Origin of the sequence: Pseudomonas putida (assembly GCF_030159595.1) — a bacterium.
In the GTDB taxonomy this organism is placed as follows: Bacteria; Pseudomonadota; Gammaproteobacteria; order Pseudomonadales; family Pseudomonadaceae; genus Aquipseudomonas; species Aquipseudomonas putida_AC.
Window position 1 is genome coordinate 355,491 of sequence record NZ_BSKJ01000004.1, and the last position, 22,460, is coordinate 377,950.

Consider the following 22,460-nt stretch of genomic DNA (forward strand, 5'->3'; position numbering starts at 1 on the left):
CAATGCAGCCGCCGAATATCGACCCGGTGCCGATGGTTGCAGGCTATCCAAATTTCCTCTCCCGCCTGCTGCTGACAGGCGCCCTCACTTGCCTGTGCGCCTGCACCCAGGAACAAGGCCGCGATATCGTCAGCCAGTTCGGCAACGGCAAGCCCAGTGAGCTGTTCCAGACCAGCGTTGACCGTTTGGCGACGCTGTCGATGCGCGACAACTTGCAAAGCCTGTACCTGCTGATGAACAAGTTGTACCTGCGCAACCCCAACCAGTGGAAGATGTCGGGCTATGTGGATGCTGCCACCGCCGAGCGGCAGATCCGCTTGGCCATCGAACAACGCCAGCCTCTGCCACAGCTCGGCAACCGCCGTGACCTGGCAGCCTTGAGTTATGCGCTAAGCCCCGAGTTTCGAGGTGATCGGGTGGGTGCCTTCATCTACGCCATCGGCAGCATGCTGATCACCGCGCATGGCGGGCGTACCGAGTTCTACATGACCGATACCATCGACCCTTTGTTCGTCAACAACGCAGCGCGCAATATCGAGAAGGCCACCTGGATGCTCAGCCAGCGGCAAGATGCCAATGGCGTTCTGCTGCTGTTCTCCAATGAAATCTCGGAAGAGGGCAGTAACCTGAGTTTTGCCGTGGAGTTCGGCAAAATCGTGGCGCGGCTGGATCTGCTGGCAGAGTTGCTGGATGAGCGCTATCGGCGAATTGGTTTGAACTACGCTCAAAGCCTGCTGTTGATGAATTTCCTGCCCGTGCAGTAAACAGGGCGACACCATAAACGCGCTCATTGGCTACGTAACGATTCCAGCAACGGCTGAAACTCATCCAGCAACCAGTCCCGCAGCCGCCGGCAGCTGGACTCGTGCTCTTTGTCTTCATTGAACGCCAGAAAGTGGAAGGTATCCTTGAGCACCAGTTCCTCTTCCACCGGCCTCACCAACAGCCCCTGCGCAACCAGTGGTGCGACCAGATGGTGCCAGCCCAGCGCTACACCCTGGCTGCCCAGTGCCAGCTGCACCAGCAGGTTGTAGTCATTGGCATTGAAAAAATGTGGCGCGGTGTTGGCGCGGCTTTTCAGGTCGATGTCATGGAAGGCCAGCCACACGTTCCAGTCCACATGTTCGGCCACCTGCGAGCGGCCATAGGGGCTGAGGTTCAGCAAGGTGCCATCACGTAGCCCTTGCAGGGTGCGTATTTCGGGGTGCTGCGCCAGGTAGTGCGGCGTGCACACCGGGTAGATCACGTCATGGTTGAGCGGGTGCGAGCTGTAGCCCGCCTGCACCTTGCCGATTTTGGTGATGTAGATGTCCGGGCGCACCCCAGGCTCCATCGACAAAAAGTTCTGCGTGGTCACCAGGTTGATGTCGATGTCCGGGTTTTCGTCGAAGAACTTCGGCATGCGTGGCCCCAGCCACAACGCGGCAAATGCCGGCGAGCAGCACAGGGTGACCACATGCTTGGTGTTGGTGTTGCTGCGGATACGCTCGGCCGCCTGGGAGATGTTGACGAACGATAACTGCACAGCATCGAAAAAGATCGAACCGGCCACGGTCAACTCCACCGCACGCCCCACACGGCTGAACAGCTCGGCGCCCAGGTAGGTCTCCAGCTCACGGATCTGCCGGCTGACTGCGGCCTGGGTTACGCACAGCGCCTCGGCGGCGCGGGTGAAGTTCTGGTATTTGGCGGCGGCGACGAAGACTTTGACCGCGCGCAGCGAGGGCATCTTGATCAGTGTCTGATCGGGTTCGGAGTGTCTGACCATGGGGTAGGGGCGAGGTCCTTCGTCTAGCCAATCGGATCACTCTAGCCTGTTGTGCGCCTGCGGGTAAATGCGCAGGGGCTCTGCTGCCAGGGTTGGCGCTCGATTGATAACTTCAGGTAATGGTTAGCGCCATGCAAATGTCGTTGGACCCGCTCTGGCGCAGGGCCTAACGTTAAACCCACGGCGCGACATTCGAGACATCGATGTCGGATAACTTTTTGAAGCAGGACATTCTGCGTGCCGGTTTTGACTCACGTTCGAATTTGAACGGACTGCCAAGCGTACTCGCACTGATCTCTACCCGCCTTATTGAAAGTGCGATGTTGAAAGATTGGTTAATAAGCATAATAAAGAGGGTCGTATGAGCCATGCCGATGAGATTCTTTCGGTAAAAAATATCTTCAAGGTGTTCGGTCCCAACCCGGACATGGCCATGGAGATGCTCCGCAAGGGCGCCGACAAGAACGAAATCTTCAGCAAGACCGGCCACGTCGTCGGCGTGTTCGATGCAAGCTTTTCCGTCAAACGTGGCGAGATCTTCGTCATCATGGGCCTTTCCGGCTCGGGTAAGTCGACCATGGTGCGGTTGTTCAACCGCCTGATCGAACCTACCTCCGGCAGTATCCACCTCAACGGCAAGGAAATCACCGGGCTCTCCGACAAAGCCCTGCTGGACGTGCGCCGCAAGGAAATGGGCATGGTGTTCCAGTCCTTCGCATTGATGCCGCACATGAGCGTGCTGGAAAACACCGCGTTCGGCCTGGAAATCGCCGGCGTGGCGGAAGCCGAACGCCACAGCCGCGCCCGTGAAGCCTTGAGCCAGGTTGGGCTGGCCGGCCACGAGCACAGCTACCCGCACCAGTTGTCTGGGGGCATGCAGCAGCGCGTGGGCCTGGCCCGGGCGCTGGCCAACGACCCGGCCATCTTGCTGATGGACGAGGCGTTCTCGGCCCTCGACCCGCTGATCCGCAGCGAAATGCAAGGCGAGCTCATCCGCCTGCAGGCCGAGCAGCAACGCACCATCATCTTCATTTCCCACGACATCGAGGAAGCCATCCGTATCGGGCATCGCATCGCGATCATGGAAGGCGGCCGCGTGGTGCAGATCGGCACCCCGCAAGAGCTGATCAACCAGCCCGCCAACGATTATGTGCGCACCTTCTTCAAAAGCTTCGACAGCTCAAGGGTGCTCAAGGCTGGCGATGTGGCCAGGTTCGACCCTGCCGTGGTGTGCAAGGTCAACGGCAAGGCCCCGAGCTTCCAGGCCGGCGTGCCGTTCGGCTATCTGGTCGATGACCGCGGGCAGTTGCTGGGCGTGGTCGACACCGACGCCAACGGCGCATCCGCCAGTGACCGCTACAGCCTGCACGAGCAGTGCCCGGTGTACACCGACACGCCGCTGCACGAGGTGCTGGGCATTGCCGCCGACCTGCCGTACCCGGTCCCGGTGCTCGACCGACAAGGTGCCTTCAAGGGCACGCTGTCGAAGAACGAGCTGCTGCAGACCCTGAGCCGTCACTAAAACAAGAAGCGCTCGCAGCGTTTACTAGAAGAGGTAAGCCCTCATGTCCGAATTCAGCCTTCTCGACCCGTTCCAGGTGGCCACCATCCCCTTGGGAGACTGGGTCACCGCTACCCTGAACTTCCTGGTGCACAACTTCCGCGAGGTGTTCCGCGCCATTCGCTGGCCGATCGACCAGGTACTCAATGGCATCGAGTTCACCCTGCAGAGCATTCCGCCCACCATCGGCATCATCCTCTCGTCGTTGCTGGGTTGGCAGTTGGCGGGCAAGCGCATGGCCTTGCTGTGTTTCGTCACCTTGACCCTGCTGGGCCTGATCGGTGTGTGGGCCGAGTCGATGACCACCCTGGCGCTGGTGCTGACCTCGGTGTTCTTCTGCGCGCTCATCGGCATCCCGCTGGGCATCCTGTGTGCCCGCAGTGACCGGATGGAGCGGGTTATCCGCCCGCTGCTCGATGCCATGCAGACCCTGCCGGCCTTCGTTTACCTGGTACCGGTGGTGATGTTGTTCGGCATCGGCAACGTACCTGGGGTGCTGGTGACCATCGTGTTCGCGTTGCCGCCACTGGTGCGCCTGACCAACCTGGGCATCCGCCAGGTGCCGGAAGACAAGATCGAGGCCGCCCGCGCCTTTGGCTGCACCCCACGGCAGATGCTGACCCGCGTGCAACTGCCGCTGGCCACCTCGACCATCATGGCCGGCCTCAACCAGACCTTGATGCTGTCGCTGTCGATGGTGGTGATCGCCTCGATGATTTCGGTTGGCGGCCTGGGCCAGATGGTACTGCGCGGCATTGGCCGCCTGGACATGGGCCTGGCCACGGTTGGTGGCGTGGGCTTGGTCCTGCTGGCGATCTTCCTCGACCGCCTGACCCAGGCCATGGGTGCCCGCACCAGCGCCGACCCAAGCCTGCGCTGGTACCACACAGGCCCCGTAGGCGTGGTGATGCGCCTGTGTGGCGCAGGGCAACCGCAAGGGCGGCGCAAGACCGCCTGAGCACAGCAAGACTTTTGAGACGTTCGATCTGCCGCACTTGAAGATAAAAATCAGAAGAAGGTAAGCGACGATGTACGAATCCAAGTTCTCCCGCAGCATCCTCAAATGCGCCACGGCGCTGACGCTGGTAGCCGCAGCACTGGGCGCCCACGCCTCGGCGGAAAAGCCAGGTGATGGCGTGAAGGTAACGCCCATCTTCCCCTCCATCGCTGAAGAGCGCTTCCGTGGCGAAGTGGCCATGGAGGGCCTGCGCGAGCTGGGCTACAAGGTCCAGGAGCCGAAGGAGACCGAGTACGGCGTGATGATGGTGGCCCTCGCCAATGGCGATGCCGATTTCACCGTGCACCTGTGGGACAAACTGCACAACCAGTTCTACCAGCAGGCCGGCGGTGACGACGTGATGGTCAAGACCGGCGACATTCTGCCGGGTGTGGCACAGGGTTACCTGATCGACAAGAAAACCGCCGACCAGTACAACATCAAGTACATCACCGACCTTAAAAAGCCTGAGATCGCCAAGCTGTTCGATACCGACGGTGACGGCAAGGCCGACATGACCGGTTGCAACCCGGGCTGGGGTTGCGAGTTGGTGATTGCCCACCACATGAAGGCCTACGACCTGGACAAGAGCATCACCGTCAACCAGGGCTCGTACTTCGCGCTGATGGCCGACACCATCACCCGCTACAAGGAAGGCAAGCCGATCTTCTACTTCACCTGGGTGCCGCAATGGATCGCCAGCGTGCTGGTCGAGGGCAAGGACGTGGTCTGGCTGGAAGTGCCCAAGACCGACCTGCCGGATGGCAAGAATGATGTCGATACGATGTACCACGGCAAAAACCTCGGCTTTGCCATCGACAAGGTGGTGGCCGTGCTCAACAAGGACTTTGCCGAAAAGAACCCGGCGGCGCAGAAGTTCCTGTCGCTGGTGCAGATCAGCACGGACGACGAGAGCAACCAGAACCTGAAGATGCAGCAGGGCGAAAAGAAGCCTGCCGACATCACCCGCCATGCCAAGGAATGGGTTGCCGCCCACCGTCAGCAGTTTGACCAGTGGCTGCAAGCTTCGCGTGACGCTGCGGCCCAGGCTGGCAAGTAACCTGATCCATCAGCGTTGGTTTCTTCGCGGGCTTGCCCGCTCCCACAGGTCCGCCACAGGTTTTGAAACTGTGCAAGGCCTGTGGGAGCGGGCGAGCCCGCGAAGAAACCAACGCGATTTCCGCTGTTGAGTTAAGACCATGAGCCACTTCGAAAGCATCCTCAAGAACACCAACCTGGCCCACCTGGACCCCGCCTTGCGCACCTCGCTGTCAATGCCGTGCCAGCGCGTGGCCTTCGTCCTGCGCGAGTACTTCTCCATGATGGCCTTCACCGCCGCCATGGACAGCCTGGTCACCGCCAACCTGATGAGTGCCACGCCGTTGTTCCAAGTCCAGGTGGTGGGTGAAGGGGCCCAGGTGATGAGCGACCTGGGGATCGCACTGCCAGTCACCACCCAGTTGGCCGACCTGGAGGTACAAGGCCTGGACTGCCTGCTGGTGTGTGGTGGCTTTCGCGTGCGCCTGGAAACCGCGCCGCAGCTACGCGCCAAACTGCGCCAGGCTGACCAGCACGGTTGCCAGCTGGGCGGGTTGTGGAACGGCGCTTACTTCCTGGCCGAAGCCGGCTTGCTCAACGATCACGACTGTGCCTTTCACCCCGATGGCCGGGCGATGATGAATGAACTGTTCCCCAAAGTGCGTATCAGCCGTCAGGCCCACATACTGGACCGTCGCCGCATGAGCTGTGCCGGGGCCAGCAGTGCGCTGGACATGATGCTGGCGCTGCTCGAACACTGCGGTGGCGTGCCGTTGCGACGGGCGGTTGAGCAGATGCTGGCCTGTGACCGTTCGCGGGTAATGAACGACGCACCGGCCAGCGCACCGGAAATCGACCCCAGCCTGCCCAAGGGCGTACGCTTGGCGTTGGAATTGATGCACGCCAACATCGAAGACCCGATTGGCATCGATGAAATTGCCGAGCATGCCGGGTTGTCCCGTCGGCACCTGGAACGGTTGTTCCGCCGCCATGTACAGGCCACGCCGCCACGCTATTATCTGGAGCTGCGCCTGACCCATGCGCGGCAGTTGTTGCAGCACACCAGCAAGTCGTTGACGGAGGTGGCTGTGGCCAGTGGGTTTGTCAGCTTCCCGCATTTCTACCGTCGCTTTCGTGAACTCTTTGCGATTGCCCCGCGGCAATTCCGGGCGCGGAGCCAGGGGTGGGTAGGGCGGCAGGAAAATACTGTTCGATAACCGAACACATTGATCATCCTCACTGTCCGCTATCCGCCCATCCATTGCCAAAGCCGCATTGCCCAACCCCCGCCTTTTTGCTGTAGTGTGCCTATCCACCGGTTGTCACCTGCCCTCATCACCCCACAACCGGCCCGATAGAATGACCGTGACGACCGCGACCACAGCCCACAAGGCCGTAGGAAGCGGCGACCAGAACAATAACGATACCGAGTGCCTTGCCTATGGAAAGCCGCCTGCTGAGCGAGCGCAGTAGCGTGTTTCATCACGCCGACCCCTATGCTGTGTCCGATTATGTGAACCAGCATGTAGGCCAGCATTGCATCGGTCTGTCCCGCACCACCCATCCCCAAGCCAGCCTCAGCCACCGCAAGTTCGCCGAACTCGACCTGTGCCGCATCAGCTACGGCGGCAGCGTGCGCGTTACCTCACCGGCGCTGGAAACCATCTACCACCTGCAAGTGCTGCTCAACGGCAACTGCCTGTGGCGCGGGCACAAGCGCGAGCAGCACCTGGTGCCGGGCGAGCTGCTGCTGATCAACCCGGATGACCCGGTTGACCTGACCTACTCGGAAGACTGCGAGAAGTTCATCCTCAAAGTGCCTACCCGGCTGCTCGATTCGATCTGCGATGAACAGCGCTGGCACCGGCCAGAAGGCGGCGTGCGGTTCCTGCGTAACCATTACCGGCTGGATGAACTGGACGGGTTCGTCAACCTGCTGGCCATGGTTTGCCACGAAGCGGAAGTGAGCGATTCGCTGCCGCGCGTGCAGGGACACTACAGCCAGATCGTCGCCAGCAAGTTGCTGACCCTGATGAGCACCAATATCCGCCGCGAAAGCCTGAGCGCGCCGCAGGCTGGCCTTGAGCGCATTCTCGATTACATCGAGCGTAACCTGAAGCTGGAGCTGTCGGCTGAGGTGCTGGCGGAGCAGGCCTGTATGAGTTTGCGTTCGTTGTATGCGTTGTTTGATCAGCACCTGGGCACCACGCCCAAGCATTATGTGCGCCAGCGCAAGCTGGAGCGGGTGCATGCATGCCTGAGTGACCCAACTTGTGGTGTGCGCAGCGTGACAGAGCTTGCTCTGGATTACGGATTCCTGCATTTGGGGCGGTTTTCCGAGGTTTATCGGCAGCAGTTTGGAGAGCTGCCTTCGCAGACGTTCAAGCGGCGGGGATGAGGCGCGCCAGCTTGGGCACCTGATATTTCTGCCAGTTGTTTGCATTTCATGGGCAAGCCACCCTTGGCTTTATCTCGGGTAAAGGGTAGCAATCATGCCGACTTCATTGCAGTACACCGTTTATGGGCACGATGGATGTGACCAGTTCGCACCAGTGCTGCGCTTCAGCGGGCAGAGAAGAGAATATGCCACAGGGCACTATCTGCTGGGGAATGGATATCGTGCTTTCAGCTCTGTCTTGATGCGATTCAATGCGCCTGACAGCTTGAGTCCTTTTGCGCAAGGAGGACTGAATGCATACAGCTACTGTGGGGGTGACCCTGTGAACAGAAACGACCCAACAGGGCATAATTGGCGGGCATGGCTGACGGGCCGAGCTCGTAGCTCAAGCACTGCTGGAAATACGCGGCCAACCTCGCACAATGTCATCACCACTGCAACATCAACAGAACAGAAGCAGTTCAACCAGAGGATGAGCAACAAACTGAAGCAGCACAACGCAACGGTATCTGCGCCAAGCCCAAGCTTCAAGGAAGGACTTGCTTATCAAGGCAGAGACACGGGTGAAAGAGTCCAAGTGATAAGCGAGGCGAGCAGTTGGTCGTTCAACGATCATGTTTTAGTAGAAGCCGCTGCAGTCAGTTTGACCAGAGATTATCCAAACAGTTCCCATTCTCCGGAATTCCGGAAGCTGTTCGAAAACACCGTAGCCCTAGAAACTAAGATTAGGTCTGCTCTACCAGCCAACGCGAAGTTATATCCTGATGCAAAATGGCTGCTTGATGAAGACCGCCACCAAATCCGCGTAGCTGGATAGCACTCTGCACAATCCGGATAGTCCCCCGCCAGTCGTCTCCCTAACCTGACCAGGTCTAAACAATAACAAGGGAGACCCTGGCCATGTCCCTGGGATTCGACTACCTCAATGCCATGCTCGAGGACGACCGTGAAAAGGGCATCTACCGCTGCAAGCGCGAGATGTTCACCGACCCACGCCTGTTCGACTTGGAGATGAAGCACATCTTCGAGGGCAACTGGATCTACCTGGCCCATGAAAGCCAGATCCCCGAAAAGAACGACTTCCTCACCCTGACCATGGGGCGCCAGCCGATATTCATCGCGCGCAACAAGGACGGTGAGCTCAATGCCTTCCTCAACGCCTGCAGCCATCGCGGCGCCATGCTCTGCCGGCATAAGCGCGGCAACCGTTCCAGCTACACCTGCCCATTCCATGGCTGGACCTTCAACAACAGCGGCAAACTGCTGAAGGTGAAAGACCCGAGCAACGCCGGCTACCCCGACAGCTTCAACTGCGACGGCTCCCACGACCTGACCAAGGTGGCGCGCTTCGAGTCGTACCGAGGCTTTTTGTTCGGCAGCCTGAATGCCGATGTGAAGCCGCTGGTAGAACATCTGGGCGAGTCGGCCAAGATCATCGACATGATCGTCGACCAGTCGCCAGAAGGCCTGGAAGTGCTGCGCGGTGCCAGCTCGTACATCTATGAAGGCAACTGGAAGCTCACTGCCGAGAACGGCGCCGACGGCTACCACGTCAGCTCCGTGCACTGGAACTACGCCGCCACCCAGAACCAGCGCAAGCAGCGCGACTCGGGCGACGAGATCAAGACCATGAGCGCCGGCTCATGGGCCAAGCAGGGCGGTGGTTTCTACTCGTTCGACCACGGCCACCTGCTGCTGTGGACCCGCTGGGCCAACCCGGAAGACCGCCCGGCCTACGAGCGCCGTGACCAGCTGGCTGCCGACTTCGGCCAGGCCCGTGCCGACTGGATGATCGAGAACTCGCGCAACCTGTGCCTGTACCCGAACGTGTACCTGATGGACCAGTTCAGCTCGCAGATCCGCGTTGCCCGGCCGATTTCGGTGAACAAGACCGAAATCACCATCTACTGCATCGCGCCCAAAGGCGAGAGCGCCGATGCCCGTGCAAAACGCATTCGCCAGTACGAAGACTTCTTCAACGTCAGCGGCATGGCCACCCCGGACGACCTGGAAGAGTTCCGTTCGTGCCAGACCGGCTACGGCGGCGGCACCGGCTGGAACGACATGTCGCGTGGCGCGAAGCACTGGGTCGAAGGCGCCGATGAAGCCGCCAAAGAGATCGAGCTCGCGCCGCTGCTGTCTGGCGTGCGCACCGAGGACGAAGGCCTGTTCGTGCTGCAGCACAAGTACTGGCAGGACACCATGATCCAGGCCCTGAAGGACGAACAGCAACTGATCCCTGTGGAGGCCGTGCAATGAGCCTGTATGAGACCGTGCGCGACTTCCTCTACCGCGAAGCGCGCTACCTGGACGATGCCCAGTGGGACCAGTGGCTGGAACTGTACGCCAGCGATGCCAGCTTCTGGATGCCGAGCTGGGACGATGACGACACCCTCACCGAAGACCCACAAAGCGAAATTTCGCTGATCTGGTACGGCAACCGTGGCGGCCTGGAAGACCGCGTGTTCCGCATCAAGACCGAGCGCTCCAGTGCGACCGTGCCGGATACCCGCACCTCGCACAACATCAGCAACATCGAGATCGTCGATCAGGGCGAGGGCAGCTGCCAGGTGCGTTTCAACTGGCACACCCTGAGCTTCCGCTACAAGACCACCGACAGTTACTTCGGCACCAGCTTCTACACCCTCGACCTGCGCGGCGAGCAGCCGCTGATCAAGGCCAAGAAGGTGGTGCTGAAGAACGACTACGTGCGCCAGGTCATCGACATCTACCACATCTGATACTGGGTTTTACGAGCGCTACCCGGTGCGTCCTGCGACGCGCCGCGGACCGGCTCGCCCGCGAGGTGCAACATGAGCTACCAGATCGCACTGAATTTCGAAGACGGGGTTACCCGTTTCATTGAAGCCACCGGCCATGAAACCGTGGCCGACGCTGCCTATCGCCAAGGCATCAACATCCCGCTGGACTGCCGCGATGGCGCTTGCGGCACCTGTAAATGCAAAGCCGAATCCGGCCGCTATGACCTGGGCGACAACTTCATCGAAGACGCCCTGAACGAAGACGAAATCGCTGAAGGCTATGTGCTGACCTGCCAGATGCGCGCCGAAAGCGACTGCGTCATTCGCATTCCGGCTTCGTCGCAGCTGTGCAAGACCGAACAGGCCAGCTTCGAGGCCGCCATCAGCGATGTTCGCCAGCTGTCCGCCAGCACCATTGCCCTGTCGATCAAGGGCGAAGCCCTCAGCCGCCTGGCCTTCCTGCCGGGGCAGTACGTCAACCTCAAGGTGCCGGGCAGCGAGCAGAGCCGCGCCTATTCATTCAGCTCGCTGCAGAAGGACGGCGAAGTCAGTTTCCTGATCCGCAACGTGCCGGGCGGCCTGATGAGCAACTTCCTGACCAACCTGGCCAAGGCCGGTGACAACATGAGCCTGGCGGGACCGTTGGGCAGCTTCTACCTGCGACCGATCCAGCGCCCGCTGTTGCTGCTGGCTGGCGGCACCGGCCTGGCACCGTTCACCGCGATGCTGGAAAAGATCGCCGAGCAGGGCAGTGAACACCCGCTGCATCTGATCTATGGCGTGACCAATGACTTCGATCTGGTCGAGCTGGATCGGCTGCAAGACTTTGCAGCGCGTATCCCCAACTTCACCTTCAGCGCCTGCGTAGCCAGCCCGGACAGCCAGTACCCGCAGAAGGGCTATGTGACCCAGCACATCGAGCCGCGCCACCTGAACGATGGCGATGTGGACCTGTACCTGTGCGGGCCGCCACCGATGGTCGAGGCGGTGAGCCAGTACGTGCGTGAGCAGGGCATTACCCCGGCCAACTTCTACTACGAGAAGTTCGCGGCAGCGGCCTGACAGCTCCCAATTATTCCAAGCAATACGCCGACCCTGTGGGAGCGCAGGCTTCAGATTGGAGCAAGACAGTTGCTTCCACAGGGGCTATTGCGAACCGGAGATTTGCATATGAACAACAGATTCCAAGGCAAGGTCGCCCTGGTCACCGGTGCCGCTCAAGGCATTGGCCGGGGCGTGTGCTGGCGGCTGAAGGCCGAAGGCGCGCAAGTGGTGGCGGTTGACCGCTCGGAACTGGTCCACGAACTGGCCGGCGAGGGCATGCTCACCCTCACCGCCGACCTGGAACAACACGCCGACTGCGCCAAGGTGATGGCCAGTGCCGTAGAAACCTTCGGCCACCTCGACATCCTGGTCAACAACGTCGGTGGCACCATCTGGGCCAAGCCTTTCGAACACTACGCAGTGGAGCAGATCGAAGCCGAAGTGCGCCGCTCGCTGTTCCCCACCCTGTGGTGCTGTCACGCCGCGCTGCCGTACATGCTCGAACGCGGCAGCGGCGCCATCGTCAACGTTTCGTCCATCGCCACTCGCGGCGTCAACCGGGTGCCCTACGGTGCGGCCAAGGGGGGCGTGAATGCGCTCACTGCGTGCCTGGCCTTTGAAACCGCTGGCCGTGGCATCCGCGTCAACGCCACCGCACCCGGCGGCACCGAAGCGCCACCCCGGCGCGTACCGCGCAACAGTGCCGAGCAAAGCGAGCAGGAAAAGCACTGGTACCAGCAGATCGTCGACCAGACCCTCGACAGCAGCCTGATGCACCGCTACGGCAGCATCGACGAACAGGTGGGCGCCATTCTGTTCCTCGCTTCCGACGAAGCCTCGTACATCACCGGTGTGACCCTGCCAGTAGGGGGCGGCGACCTCGGCTGAGCAGTCCCCAAAGGCAAAGAGCTTTCTCTCACAACAAAAACAAGAGCGACAGATGCCATGCGAACCCTTGACGTACACCCGATCATCGATAATGCGCGCTTTACCTCGTTCCACTGGATGGTCATGGCCTGGTGCGGCCTGCTGTTGATCTTCGACGGCTATGACCTGTTCATTTACGGCGTAGTACTGCCGGTCATCATGAAGGAATGGGGGCTGACCCCGTTGCAGGCCGGCGCGCTGGGCAGCTATGCGCTGTTCGGCATGATGTTCGGCGCCCTGGTATTCGGCAGCCTGGCCGACCGCATCGGGCGCAAGAAGGGCATCGCCATCTGTTTCGCCTTGTTCTCGGGGGCAACCATTCTCAATGGCTTCGCCAGCAGCCCGAGCGAGTTCGGCATTTACCGCTTCATCGCGGGCCTGGGGTGCGGCGGCCTGATGCCCAACGCCGTGGCACTGATGAACGAATACGCCCCCAAGCGCCTGCGCAGCACGCTGGTGGCGATCATGTTCAGTGGCTATTCGCTGGGCGGTATGCTGTCGGCGGGCGTGGGGATCTTCATGCTGCCGCGCTTTGGTTGGGAGTCGATGTTTTTCGCTGCCGCAGTGCCACTGTTGCTGCTGCCGGTCATCCTCTACTACCTGCCGGAATCCATCGGCTTTCTGGTGCGCCAAGGCCGTAGCGAAGAAGCGCGCAAGCTGCTCAAACGGTTGGACCCGGACTGCGATGTGCACGCCGATGACGAGCTGAAGGCCGCTGACCGCAAAGGTGGCGGGGCGTCGGTACTGGAGCTGTTCCGCAACGGCTTGGCGATCCGCACCTTGGCGCTGTGGCTGGCGTTCTTCTGCTGCCTGCTGATGGTCTACGCATTGAGCTCGTGGCTGCCGAAGCTGATGGCCAATGCCGGCTACAGCCTGGGGTCGAGCTTGTCGTTCCTGCTGGCACTGAACTTCGGCGGCATGGCGGGGGCAATTCTCGGCGGCTGGCTGGGTGACCGCTACAACCTGGTCAAAGTGAAAGTGGCCTTCTTCATTGCCGCCGCGCTGTCGATCAGCCTGTTGGGGGTGAACAGCCCGATGCCGGTGCTTTACCTGCTGATCTTCATTGCCGGCGCCACCACCATCGGCACGCAGATCCTGTTGTATGCGGGCGCTGCGCAAATGTACGGCCTGTCAGTGCGCTCCACCGGCCTGGGCTGGGCCTCGGGCATCGGTCGCAATGGTGCCATCGTCGGCCCGCTGCTGGGCGGCGCGCTGATGGGCATCAACCTGCCGCTGCAACTCAACTTCATCGCCTTCGCCATCCCTGGCGCAATCGCTGCGCTGGCCATGGCCGTGCACCTGGCCAGTGGCCGTCGGCAAGCCCAGGCCGTAGCGGCGCAGGCCTAACCCGAAGAACAAGCGCCGGGCACCGAGCCCGGCCAATGCCTTGCCAGAGGTGCCATGAAAACCCTGATCAAGGACAGCTCGCTGTCCGCCATCGTCGCCGGCTGCATCGCCACGATGATCTCCTACGCAGGCCCGCTGGTGATCATCTTCCATGCCGCCGAAGCTGCCGGCCTGTCCCATCAGCAGTTGTCTTCCTGGGTCTGGGCCGTGTCCATGGGCAGCGCGGTGCTCGGCGCGCTGCTCAGCCTGCGCTATCGGGTGCCGGTAGTGATCGCCTGGTCGATCCCAGGTTCCGCGCTGCTGGTCAGCGCCCTGCCGCAACTGGGCCTGGAGCAGGCCGTGGGCGCCTACCTAGTGGCTAACCTGGTGCTGTTGCTGATCGGCATCAGCGGGGCCTTCGACCGCATCATCGCGCGCCTGCCAGGCTCCATCGCTGCCGGCATGCAGGCAGGCATTCTGTTCAGCTTCGGCATCGAAGTGTTCCGCGCCTTGCCGGTGCAACCGCTGCTGGTACTGGCAATGTTCACAACCTATGTGCTGATGCGCCGGGTACAGCCACGTTATGCAGTGGCTGCGGTGCTGTGCGTGGGCACCGTGGTGACTGTGGCCAGTGGCGCGTTCCGCAGTGACGCACTGGTGCTGGAACTGGCTTCGCCACAGTGGGTCACGCCGCAGTTCAGTCTTTCGGCGGTATTCAGCTTGGCCTTGCCAATGGTGCTGGTGGCGCTGACCGGGCAGTTCATGCCAGGCATGGCGGTACTGCGCAACGCCGGCTACGTCACACCCGCCAGCCCGTTGATCAGCGCCAGTGCCCTGGCCGGAGCACTGCTGGCGCCGTTCGGTTGCCACGGGCTGAACCTGGCGGCGGTTACCGCCAGCCTGTGCACTGGCCATGAAGCCCATGAAAACCCACGCCGGCGCTATGTGGCGGCGGTCGCTGGCAGTGCGCTTTACCTGCTGCTGGGGATTGCCGGTGCCACCTTGATGTCGCTGTTCGCCGCCTTTCCTGTTGCGTTGATCGCCGCCCTGGCCGGTCTGGCCCTGTACGGCGCCATCAGCGAGGCACTCGCGCGCAGCCTGGCAGAACCGGCCGAGCGCGATGCCGGGCTGTTCACCTTCCTGGTCACCGCTTCGGGGGTGGCTTTCCTGGGCCTGTCGGCGGCGTTCTGGGGGCTGCTGTTCGGCCTGCTGGCCCACGCGCTGCTCAGGCTGCGCCTGCCACGTTCCCGGGAGGTGCTGCGCCGTACCCCATGAACTGCCGTGTTCCCAACGCTTTACCCATAAAAACAAGATCAAGAGAGCTTCGGAATGAATCACACCCCTTGTGTCGCCCTGGGACTGACTTTGCTCAGCCAACCACTGCTGGCTGCCGAAGGCGGCTTCTTCGAGGATTCGAAGGCTACCCTGAGTGCCCGCAACTATTACTTCAGCCGCGATTTCTCTGACATCGTCGGGGCCAACAAGCAGTCCAAGGCCGAGGAGTGGGCCCAGGGCTTTATCCTCGACTTCAAGAGTGGCTACACCCCGGGTACGGTCGGCTTTGGCGTGGATGCCCTGGGCCTGCTGGGCATCAAGCTCGACAGCAGCCCCGACCGGGCCAATACCGGCCTGCTGCCGGTGCATGGCGATGGACGTGCCGCCGATGAGTACAGCCGCCTGGCGCCCACCTTCAAGGCCCGCCTGTCGAAGACCGAGCTGCGCTTCGGTGAGCTGCAACCCAACCTGCCGGTGCTGACGTTCAGTGATATCCGCCTGCTGCCACCGACTTACCAGGGCGCCAGTTTGAGTTCGTCCGAAATCGATGGGCTGACCTTGCAGGCCGGCCACCTGAGAAGCACTCACCTGCGCAACGAAGGTGGCGACGGGAAGATGAACGCCATGCTCGGCCATGTGCCGATGCGCCAGGCCGAAAGCGATGCCTTCAACTATGTGGGCGGTGATTATGCGTTCAATGCCAACCAGAGCAGTGTCAGCCTGTGGTATGGGCAGTTGGAAGACATCTATGAACAAGGCTTTGTCGGCCTGAAGCACAGCAAGCCCGTGGGGAACTGGGTGCTTAGCGCCAACCTGGGTTACTTCACCGCACGCGAGGATGGCGATGCCTTGCTGGGGAATATCGACAACCAGGCGTTCTTCTCGATGTTCACCGCCCGCCATGGCGGCCACAGTTTCCATGCCGGCTACCAGGGTATCTATGGCGACAGCCCGTTCCCTCGGGTTTTCGCCAACATCTCGCCACTGGGTAACGAGGTGCCGACCTACGAGTTCGCGTATACGGACGAGCGCTCGTACCAAGTGCGATACGACTACAACTTTGCCGCCATGGGCGTCCCAGGGCTGACGGCGACCGTGCGCTACATAACCGGTAACAATGTCGATACCGGGCTGGGTTACGAAGGGCGAGACCGCGAGCGTGACCTGGACATTGGCTATGCGGTGCAGAGTGGGGTGCTGAAGGGCCTGGGGATTCGTGTGCGTAATGCCATGGCGCGCTCCAACTACCGCAGCGACATCGACGAGAACCGCCTGACGCTGGTGTACACCTGGCAGCTGTTCTGAGCCAACCAAGGGAATTGCGCATCAGGGGCGTATGAAGGTAGCTTCCGGAAACGATTCCTTCAGGAGCGCGACCCTTGGACTCCATCACCCAAGCCGTACTCGGCGCCGCGCTGCAAGGCACCCTGCTCGGTCGCATCCAGGGCCGCCGCTCGCTGTTGTACGGCGCGGCGCTGGGCACGCTGCCCGACCTGGACGTGATCATCCGCTACGCCGACCCGGTGTCGCAGATGACCTACCACCGTGGGTTCTCCCACTCGCTGTTCGTGCTTACCGGGCTGGCCTTGCTACTGACCTGGCTGGTCCATAAATGCTGGCCTGGCAAGGGTTACACCTTGCCCAGGTTGTTCGTGGCGTTCTGGCTGGTGCTCATTACCCACCCGTTGCTGGATGCCTTCACGGTTTACGGCACGCAGTTGTTCTGGCCTTTGCAAACCACCCCGCAAAGCTGGGCAGCGGTGTTCATCATCGACCCGGTCTACACCTTGCCGCTGCTGGCGGCGGTTATCTACGCCATCTTCATGGGGGTGACTGCAAAGGCGACACGTCTGCTCACCCTGGCGCTGGTGTTCAGTACCGCTTACTTGGGTTTCGGACTTGCCGGGCGCATGGCGGCGGAGCAGCGCTTCCAGGCGGCGCTGGATCTGCAAGGCATTGTCGTCAGTGAAGTGCGCGCTGTGCCGATCGCTTTCAATAGCCTGGTCTGGCGAGTACTGGCCAAGACCCCGGAGGGTGATTACTACGAGGGCATCAGCAGCGGGTTCGACCGCCAAGCGCCTGAAATGCAGCGCTTGCCGCGTAATCTGGAGCTGGCGAAAGCATTGGCCGGAAGCCCTTTGCACCAACGTTTGCGCTGGTTTACCGATGACTGGCTGCGCTACGACCAGGTGGGCGACGCGCTGGTGGTGACCGACCTGCGCATGGGCATCCCTGGCAACTACACCTTCCGTTTCAACATGGCCCACCGTGACAGCCAGGGCCACTGGGTTGCCGATGTACCTTCGCGGTGGCAAGGCAGCGGGCCTGGCTCGATGTTCAACGGTGATGACCTGCTGTTGATCTGGCGACGTATTGTCGACCAGCAGCCACCACTGCCATTGGCCACCTGGACGGACGCGTACATGAGGCCAGCCCCGAGCACGCCCTAGCCAGCCTGTGGCCTTGCATTAGCTGGCATCGGCCCCATTTATGCCGGTTCGATGACTCCAGGAACCCGCTCATGGAACCCAACCGCTTCGGCGACATTGCCGCTTTCGTCAGCGCCGCGAAGGCTGGCAGCTTCACCGCTGCCGCCGCCAGCCTTGGCCTGACCCGATCGGCGGTAGGCAAAAGCATCGCTCGCCTGGAGGCACGCATGGCGGTGCGCCTGCTCAATCGCACCACGCGCAAGCTGAGCCTGACCGACGAGGGCCTGGTGGCATTCGAGCGCTGGCGGCAGATTCTGGATGACCTGGACGAGGTGGAAAGCACCATGGCCCAGCGCCGTGGCAAGCCTACGGGTACCCTGCGCCTGACCGCACCGCTGTCTCTCGGCCAACGCCATGTATTGCCAATCCTCGACCAATACCTCAAGCAATGGCCCGAACTGCGTGCGGACATTCGCTTCACCGACCGCTTCGTCGACCTGGTCGAGGAGGGCGTTGACGTTGCTGTGCGCATCGGTGCCCCCAAGGAAGACTCACAACTGCTGACTCGGACAGTGGCCTGGCAGCAGTTCGTGACCTGTGCATCGCCTGCCTACCTTGAAAAGCGTGGCGTACCGCAAGTGCCAGGCGACCTCTATGGCCACGACAAGATCGCCTTCCTCGCAGGCGAAAAAGCCATGCCCTGGCGCTTTCACACCGAAGCCGGGCTGCACCTGTGCGAAGACCCCGGGCGACTGAACATAGACAGTTCCGAAGCCATGCTGGACGGCGCCCGGGCGGGTTTCGGGCTGATTCACCTGCCCACCTACATCACCGGTGACGACCTGCGCGCCGGCACGTTGGTGGAAGTGCTGCAAGCCTACCGGCCACCGGCAGACCCGATCCGCATCGTCTACCCAAGCAAACGTCATTTGTCCCCGCGCGTACGCGGCTTTATCGACTTGTTGGTGGCCAGTTGGGAACCGGGCGTGCCTTGGGAGTACTGATTGGGGAATACCAGGCCCCTATGCCGGGCCTGAAGCCGGGTTTATCGCTGGCGGCGCAGCAGGGAAACTGGCAGCCACTGATAATCCCTCTGGAGACCCCATGACTGCACTGTCCGTACTGGATCTGGTCATGATCGGCGAAGGCAAGACCTTCGCCGACGCGATCGAAGAATCCCGCCAGCTGGCGCGGCATGTCGAGCAACAGCACTACAGCCGTTACTGGATCGCCGAACACCATGACATGCCGGGCATCGGCTCGGCGGCCACTTCGCTGGTGATCAACGAAGTCGCCAACGCCACCCGGCACATCCGTGTTGGCGCGGGTGGCATCATGCTGCCCAACCATGCGCCGTTGGTGGTGGCCGAGCAGTTCGGCACCCTCGATACCTTGCACCCGGGCCGCATCGACTTGGGCCTGGGCCGCGCGCCTGGCACTTCCGGGCCGACAGTACGGGCCTTGCGCGGTGCTGCGCCAGAGCGTGATTTCAGCCAGGACATCGCCGAACTGCGTGATTACCTGGCCGACAACGGCAAACGCCGGGTGCGTGGCGTACCGGGTAGCCACGATGTACCTGTGTGGATCCTTGGCTCCAGCCTGTTCGGCGCTGACCTGGCAGCGAAGCTGGGCCTGCCTTACGCCTTCGCCTCGCACTTTGCACCGCGTTACCTGCTGCAGGCGATTGCCCATTACCGGGCCAACTTCCAGCCTTCGGCGCAGTTGGCCAAGCCTTATGTGATGGTGGGCATGAACCTGTTCGCAGCTGCCAGTGATGCCGAGGCGGATTACCTGGCCAGCTCCCATCGCAAGTGGATGCTGGACCTGCACGTCGGGCGCTTTGGTTTGTTGCCCAAGCCGCAGGAGGGTTATGTGCAAAGCCTGCCTGAGCATGAGCGCGCAGTGCTGGAACAGGTGATGGCCTGCACCGTCGCGGGTGGGCCTGAGCGAGTGAGGGAAGGGCTGCGCTCGCTAATCGAGCAGACCGGGGCGGATGAGCTGATGATCGATTGCCGCATCCATGACCCGCTGGCGCGGCAGCGGTCACATGCCTATGCGGCTCAGGCCTTGGCCGAACTGGGTTGAAGCGACTGGCCTCTTCGCGGGTAAAACCGTGAAGAGGCCAGCATTGGCAACAAAAAACGGGAGCCCATATGGGCTCCCGTTTCTGCATCAAGCCTGCTTCAGGAACGGATAATCCGTATACCCTTCAGGCCCGTTGGCATAGTCGAACTGCGCCCGGTGTTCGTTCAACGGCGCTTGCAGCCGCAGCCGCTCCACCAGGTCCGGGTTGGCGATGTAGCTGCGCCCGAACGCCACGGCATCGATCAAGCCCCGCCCGATCAGGTCTTCGCCTTTCTCGGCGGTGTAAGCACCGGCCGCGATGATCACGCCCGGGTAGGCAGCGCGGATTGCCTGGCGGAATTCGTCACGCAACGGCTTGCCACCCGCCCAGTCAGGCTCGGAGAGGTGCAGGTAGGCAAGGTTGCGCTTGGCCAGCTCGCGGATCAAATAGAGGCCGGCGGCTTCCTGGTCTTCGCCATTGTCCACGCCATTGAAGCCACCCAACGGGAACACCCGGATGCCGACGCGCTCGGCGCTCCAGTTGGCAACTGCCGCGTCCACGGCCTCCAGCACAATACGTGCGCGGTTTTCGACGCTGCCGCCGTAACGGTCTTCGCGCTGGTTGGCACTCGGGGTAAGGAACTGGTGCAGCAGGTAACCGTGGGCCGCATGCAGCTCGATGAAGTCGAACCCGGCTTCACGGGCGTTGATCGCGGCCTGGCCGAAGTCGGCAACGATACCGGCAATTTCCGCTTCGCTGAGCGCCCGCGGCGCGGAGGTTTCCACGCGCACCAGGTCGCCTTGCTCGTCACGCAGGGTCGTGCGCGCACCTGCCGGCAGGGCCGAAGGGGCCACTGGCGCTTCGCCGCCAGGTTGCAGTGAAGTGTGTGACACCCGCCCGGTGTGCCAGACCTGTACGGCGCTGTGGCCGCCATCGGCATGAATGCCTTCGTTGATGTGCTTCCAGGCAGCGATCTGTTCGGCGCTATGAATACCGGGCGAGCCCGAATAGCCCTTGGCCTGGAAGGAGATCTGCGTGGCTTCAGTGATGATCAGGCCAGCACTGGCACGCTGGCGGTAGTACTCGCCCATCAGCGTAGTGGGTACATCACCCGGCTCCAGGCTGCGCAGACGGGTGAGGGGCGCCATGAAGACACGGTTGGGCAAGGTGAGGGGGCCAATTTGCAGCGGTTGCAAGAGTTTCATTGCAGCTCCAGAGGTGGAAAACCAATGGTGCGCACGATACCGGGGTGATTGGGGAAAGGGGGGACCGGGAGCCCGGCGCAGGGCTCCCCAATGCGTCAACTGCGCGCCAACCGCCCACTCACATAATGCGCCACATCATTGAACCCTGGCGTGGATGCATGCCCCGGTGTCACCAGGGAGTCGATGAAGGCCTCATCCTCCGCCGTGATCTTCACCGCCAATGCACCGCCATAGGTGTCCCACTGCTCCTCGGTGCGCGGCCCGACAATCGCCGAGCTCACCAGCTGGTTATTCAGCACCCAGGCAATGGCGAACTCAACCATTCCCACGCCCTTGGCCTCAACGTAGGCCTGGATCTTCCGGGCGATGGCCAACGACTCCTGGCGCCACTCCACTTCCATGATGCGCTTGTCCTGGCGCCCTGCGCGGCTGCCAGCATCCGGCACCGCACCCGGCGCGTACTTGCCACTGAGTACGCCACGCGCCAACGGGCTGAACGGCACCACACCCAGGCCATGGGCGGCGGCGGCAGTGAGCTGCTCTGGCTCGGCCTGACGGTTGACGATGTTGTACAGCGGCTGGCTCACCACCGGCCTGGGCACCCCGAGGCGCTCGGCAATGTGACAGACCTCGGCAATGCGCCAGCCACGGAAGTTGGACACGCCCCAGTAGCGGATCTTGCCTTGGCGCAGCAGGTCGCCGATGGCCTGTACGGTCTCTTCCAGCGGTACCTTGTGGTCTTCGCGGTGCAGGTAGTAGATGTCCAGATAGTCCATGCCCATGCGGTTGAGCGTGGCTTCCAGAGCATTGAAAACGTGCTTGCGCGACAGCCCGGTGCGGTTGGGCAGGCCATCGGCCGGGCCGAAGCCCACCTTGCTGGCGACGATCCAGTCGTGGCGATGGCGTGCCACCGCTTCACCGACGATTTCTTCCGACCGCCCGGCGTTGTACACGTCGGCGGTGTCGATGAAATTGATGCCCTGGTCCCAGGCCTTGTCGATGATACGCAAGGCGTCCTCGGTACTGGTCTGCTCGCCAAACATCATGCTGCCCAGGGTCAGGGCGGAAACCTGCAGGCCACTGTGGCCGAGGGGGCGGTAGATCATGCGCTTGGGTCCTTTTGCAGATGAGTTGATCTGACTGTTTTACACGCGACGGAAGGCCATTGAAAGGTAGGGCGCGAATCGGGTGCCACCTGACATTTCTGTCAGTAGGCCGCTGGCAAAGAACACTCTATTGTTTGGCGCATACCGGATTGGTTCAAAGGAAAATGCCCCCATGGCAAACCATCAACAAAGGCGCCTCTATACCCCTTATGGCTATGCCCCAGATGATGCGGGGTACATATTTTCAGGGTTTAATGGGCAATACTTGGATCTGTGCGTGATGGGCTATCCACTCGGGCAAGGCAAACGGATTTATGCTCCGGCGCGAGGACGGTTTAACACGTCTGACCCGCTAAGCCCATTTGGGGGAGGTGGGATCAACTGCTATGCATACTGCGAAGGGGACCCAGTGAATTTTACCGATCCATCAGGGCTGGTACGCAGCCGAGTTAGCTCGCTTGGGAGTGCTCCGTCCACTCGACGCCGTCAACCACCACCATATTCTGCTCATTCCAATAACAAGCGAGTTGCTTCACCAATTGATCGCAAGGTTTTACCA

Annotated in this window: 19 protein-coding genes and 2 pseudogenes; 18 read left to right on the forward strand and 3 right to left on the reverse strand. The window is 61.6% G+C overall.

Annotation, left to right across the window (positions count from 1 at the left end; genetic code table 11):
- Positions 1 to 2: 2 nt before the first annotated feature.
- Positions 3 to 764 carry a hypothetical protein gene (locus tag QQL85_RS11560; protein ID WP_434482126.1) on the forward strand — a complete coding sequence of 254 codons (762 nt, stop codon included), beginning with the start codon at positions 3 to 5 and terminating at the stop codon, positions 762 to 764.
- Between the two features lie 23 nt (positions 765 to 787).
- Here the strand turns inward: QQL85_RS11560 and QQL85_RS11565 are convergent, their stop codons facing one another.
- The gene (locus tag QQL85_RS11565; protein WP_284353611.1) at positions 788 to 1,768 is read right to left on the reverse strand and encodes a LysR family transcriptional regulator; all 981 of its coding nucleotides are present in this window, start codon (positions 1,766 to 1,768) and stop codon (positions 788 to 790) included.
- A 361-nt stretch (positions 1,769 to 2,129) separates the two neighbouring features.
- On the opposite strand from QQL85_RS11565, the gene QQL85_RS11570 reads away from it, so the two are divergent.
- From QQL85_RS11570 to QQL85_RS11645, 16 genes and pseudogenes are all read left to right on the forward strand, one after another.
- Positions 2,130 to 3,290, forward strand: coding sequence for a quaternary amine ABC transporter ATP-binding protein (locus QQL85_RS11570; protein ID WP_284353610.1), 1,161 nt, complete (start codon positions 2,130 to 2,132; stop codon positions 3,288 to 3,290).
- Positions 3,291 to 3,333: 43 nt separating this feature from the next.
- Complete coding sequence (gene proW / locus QQL85_RS11575) at positions 3,334 to 4,287, forward strand: glycine betaine/L-proline ABC transporter permease ProW (protein ID WP_284353609.1); 954 nt, start codon at positions 3,334 to 3,336, stop codon at positions 4,285 to 4,287.
- A gap of 70 nt (positions 4,288 to 4,357) precedes the next feature.
- On the forward strand, positions 4,358 to 5,386 hold the full coding sequence (gene proX, locus QQL85_RS11580) for a glycine betaine/L-proline ABC transporter substrate-binding protein ProX (RefSeq protein ID WP_284353608.1): 1,029 nt from the start codon (positions 4,358 to 4,360) through the stop codon (positions 5,384 to 5,386).
- Positions 5,387 to 5,525: 139 nt separating this feature from the next.
- Entirely contained in the window at positions 5,526 to 6,581 is a 1,056-nt protein-coding gene (locus tag QQL85_RS11585) for a GlxA family transcriptional regulator (RefSeq protein WP_284353607.1), read from the forward strand.
- Between the two features lie 224 nt (positions 6,582 to 6,805).
- Positions 6,806 to 7,762, forward strand: coding sequence for a benABC operon transcriptional activator BenR (gene benR, locus QQL85_RS11590; RefSeq protein WP_284353606.1), 957 nt, complete (start codon positions 6,806 to 6,808; stop codon positions 7,760 to 7,762).
- A 103-nt stretch (positions 7,763 to 7,865) separates the two neighbouring features.
- A pseudogene (locus tag QQL85_RS11595) lies at positions 7,866 to 8,111 on the forward strand (RHS repeat-associated core domain-containing protein); the annotation flags it as partial.
- A 551-nt stretch (positions 8,112 to 8,662) separates the two neighbouring features.
- Positions 8,663 to 10,021 carry a benzoate 1,2-dioxygenase large subunit gene (gene benA, locus QQL85_RS11600; RefSeq protein WP_284353605.1) on the forward strand — a complete coding sequence of 453 codons (1,359 nt, stop codon included), beginning with the start codon at positions 8,663 to 8,665 and terminating at the stop codon, positions 10,019 to 10,021.
- Positions 10,018 to 10,503: a benzoate 1,2-dioxygenase small subunit gene (benB, locus tag QQL85_RS11605; RefSeq protein WP_284353604.1), complete on the forward strand. Its 486-nt coding sequence runs from the start codon at positions 10,018 to 10,020 to the stop codon at positions 10,501 to 10,503. Before benA ends, benB begins: the two co-directional genes overlap by 4 nt.
- 72 nt (positions 10,504 to 10,575) lie before the next feature.
- Positions 10,576 to 11,586 (forward strand): benzoate 1,2-dioxygenase electron transfer component BenC, encoded by a 1,011-nt coding sequence (benC, locus tag QQL85_RS11610; protein ID WP_284353603.1) that lies wholly within the window; start codon positions 10,576 to 10,578, stop codon positions 11,584 to 11,586.
- A 108-nt stretch (positions 11,587 to 11,694) separates the two neighbouring features.
- Positions 11,695 to 12,456, forward strand: a complete 762-nt coding sequence (locus QQL85_RS11615; protein ID WP_284353602.1) for a 1,6-dihydroxycyclohexa-2,4-diene-1-carboxylate dehydrogenase — start codon at positions 11,695 to 11,697, stop codon at positions 12,454 to 12,456.
- Positions 12,457 to 12,513: 57 nt separating this feature from the next.
- Positions 12,514 to 13,842 carry an MFS transporter gene (locus QQL85_RS11620; RefSeq protein ID WP_284353601.1) on the forward strand — a complete coding sequence of 443 codons (1,329 nt, stop codon included), beginning with the start codon at positions 12,514 to 12,516 and terminating at the stop codon, positions 13,840 to 13,842.
- 54 nt (positions 13,843 to 13,896) lie between these two features.
- Positions 13,897 to 15,096 (forward strand): benzoate/H(+) symporter BenE family transporter, encoded by a 1,200-nt coding sequence (locus tag QQL85_RS11625; protein WP_284353600.1) that lies wholly within the window; start codon positions 13,897 to 13,899, stop codon positions 15,094 to 15,096.
- Between the two features lie 54 nt (positions 15,097 to 15,150).
- On the forward strand, positions 15,151 to 16,401 hold the full coding sequence (locus tag QQL85_RS11630; RefSeq protein WP_284353599.1) for an OprD family porin: 1,251 nt from the start codon (positions 15,151 to 15,153) through the stop codon (positions 16,399 to 16,401).
- A 74-nt stretch (positions 16,402 to 16,475) separates the two neighbouring features.
- On the forward strand, positions 16,476 to 17,546 hold the full coding sequence (locus QQL85_RS11635; RefSeq protein ID WP_284353598.1) for a metal-dependent hydrolase: 1,071 nt from the start codon (positions 16,476 to 16,478) through the stop codon (positions 17,544 to 17,546).
- Positions 17,547 to 17,617: 71 nt separating this feature from the next.
- On the forward strand, positions 17,618 to 18,529 hold the full coding sequence (locus QQL85_RS11640; protein ID WP_284353597.1) for a LysR family transcriptional regulator: 912 nt from the start codon (positions 17,618 to 17,620) through the stop codon (positions 18,527 to 18,529).
- 100 nt (positions 18,530 to 18,629) lie between these two features.
- Positions 18,630 to 19,610, forward strand: coding sequence for an LLM class flavin-dependent oxidoreductase (locus QQL85_RS11645; RefSeq protein ID WP_284353596.1), 981 nt, complete (start codon positions 18,630 to 18,632; stop codon positions 19,608 to 19,610).
- 87 nt (positions 19,611 to 19,697) lie between these two features.
- On the opposite strand, the gene QQL85_RS11650 is transcribed toward QQL85_RS11645, so the two are convergent.
- Together QQL85_RS11650 and QQL85_RS11655 are read right to left on the reverse strand one after the other, a co-directional pair.
- Positions 19,698 to 20,795 (reverse strand): alkene reductase, encoded by a 1,098-nt coding sequence (locus QQL85_RS11650; protein ID WP_284353595.1) that lies wholly within the window; start codon positions 20,793 to 20,795, stop codon positions 19,698 to 19,700.
- A 95-nt stretch (positions 20,796 to 20,890) separates the two neighbouring features.
- On the reverse strand, positions 20,891 to 21,901 hold the full coding sequence (locus tag QQL85_RS11655; RefSeq protein WP_284353594.1) for an aldo/keto reductase: 1,011 nt from the start codon (positions 21,899 to 21,901) through the stop codon (positions 20,891 to 20,893).
- A gap of 172 nt (positions 21,902 to 22,073) precedes the next feature.
- Between QQL85_RS11655 and QQL85_RS11660 the strand changes: the two are divergent.
- Positions 22,074 to 22,325: pseudogene (locus QQL85_RS11660) on the forward strand (RHS repeat-associated core domain-containing protein); the annotation flags it as partial.
- Positions 22,326 to 22,460: the final 135 nt, after the last annotated feature.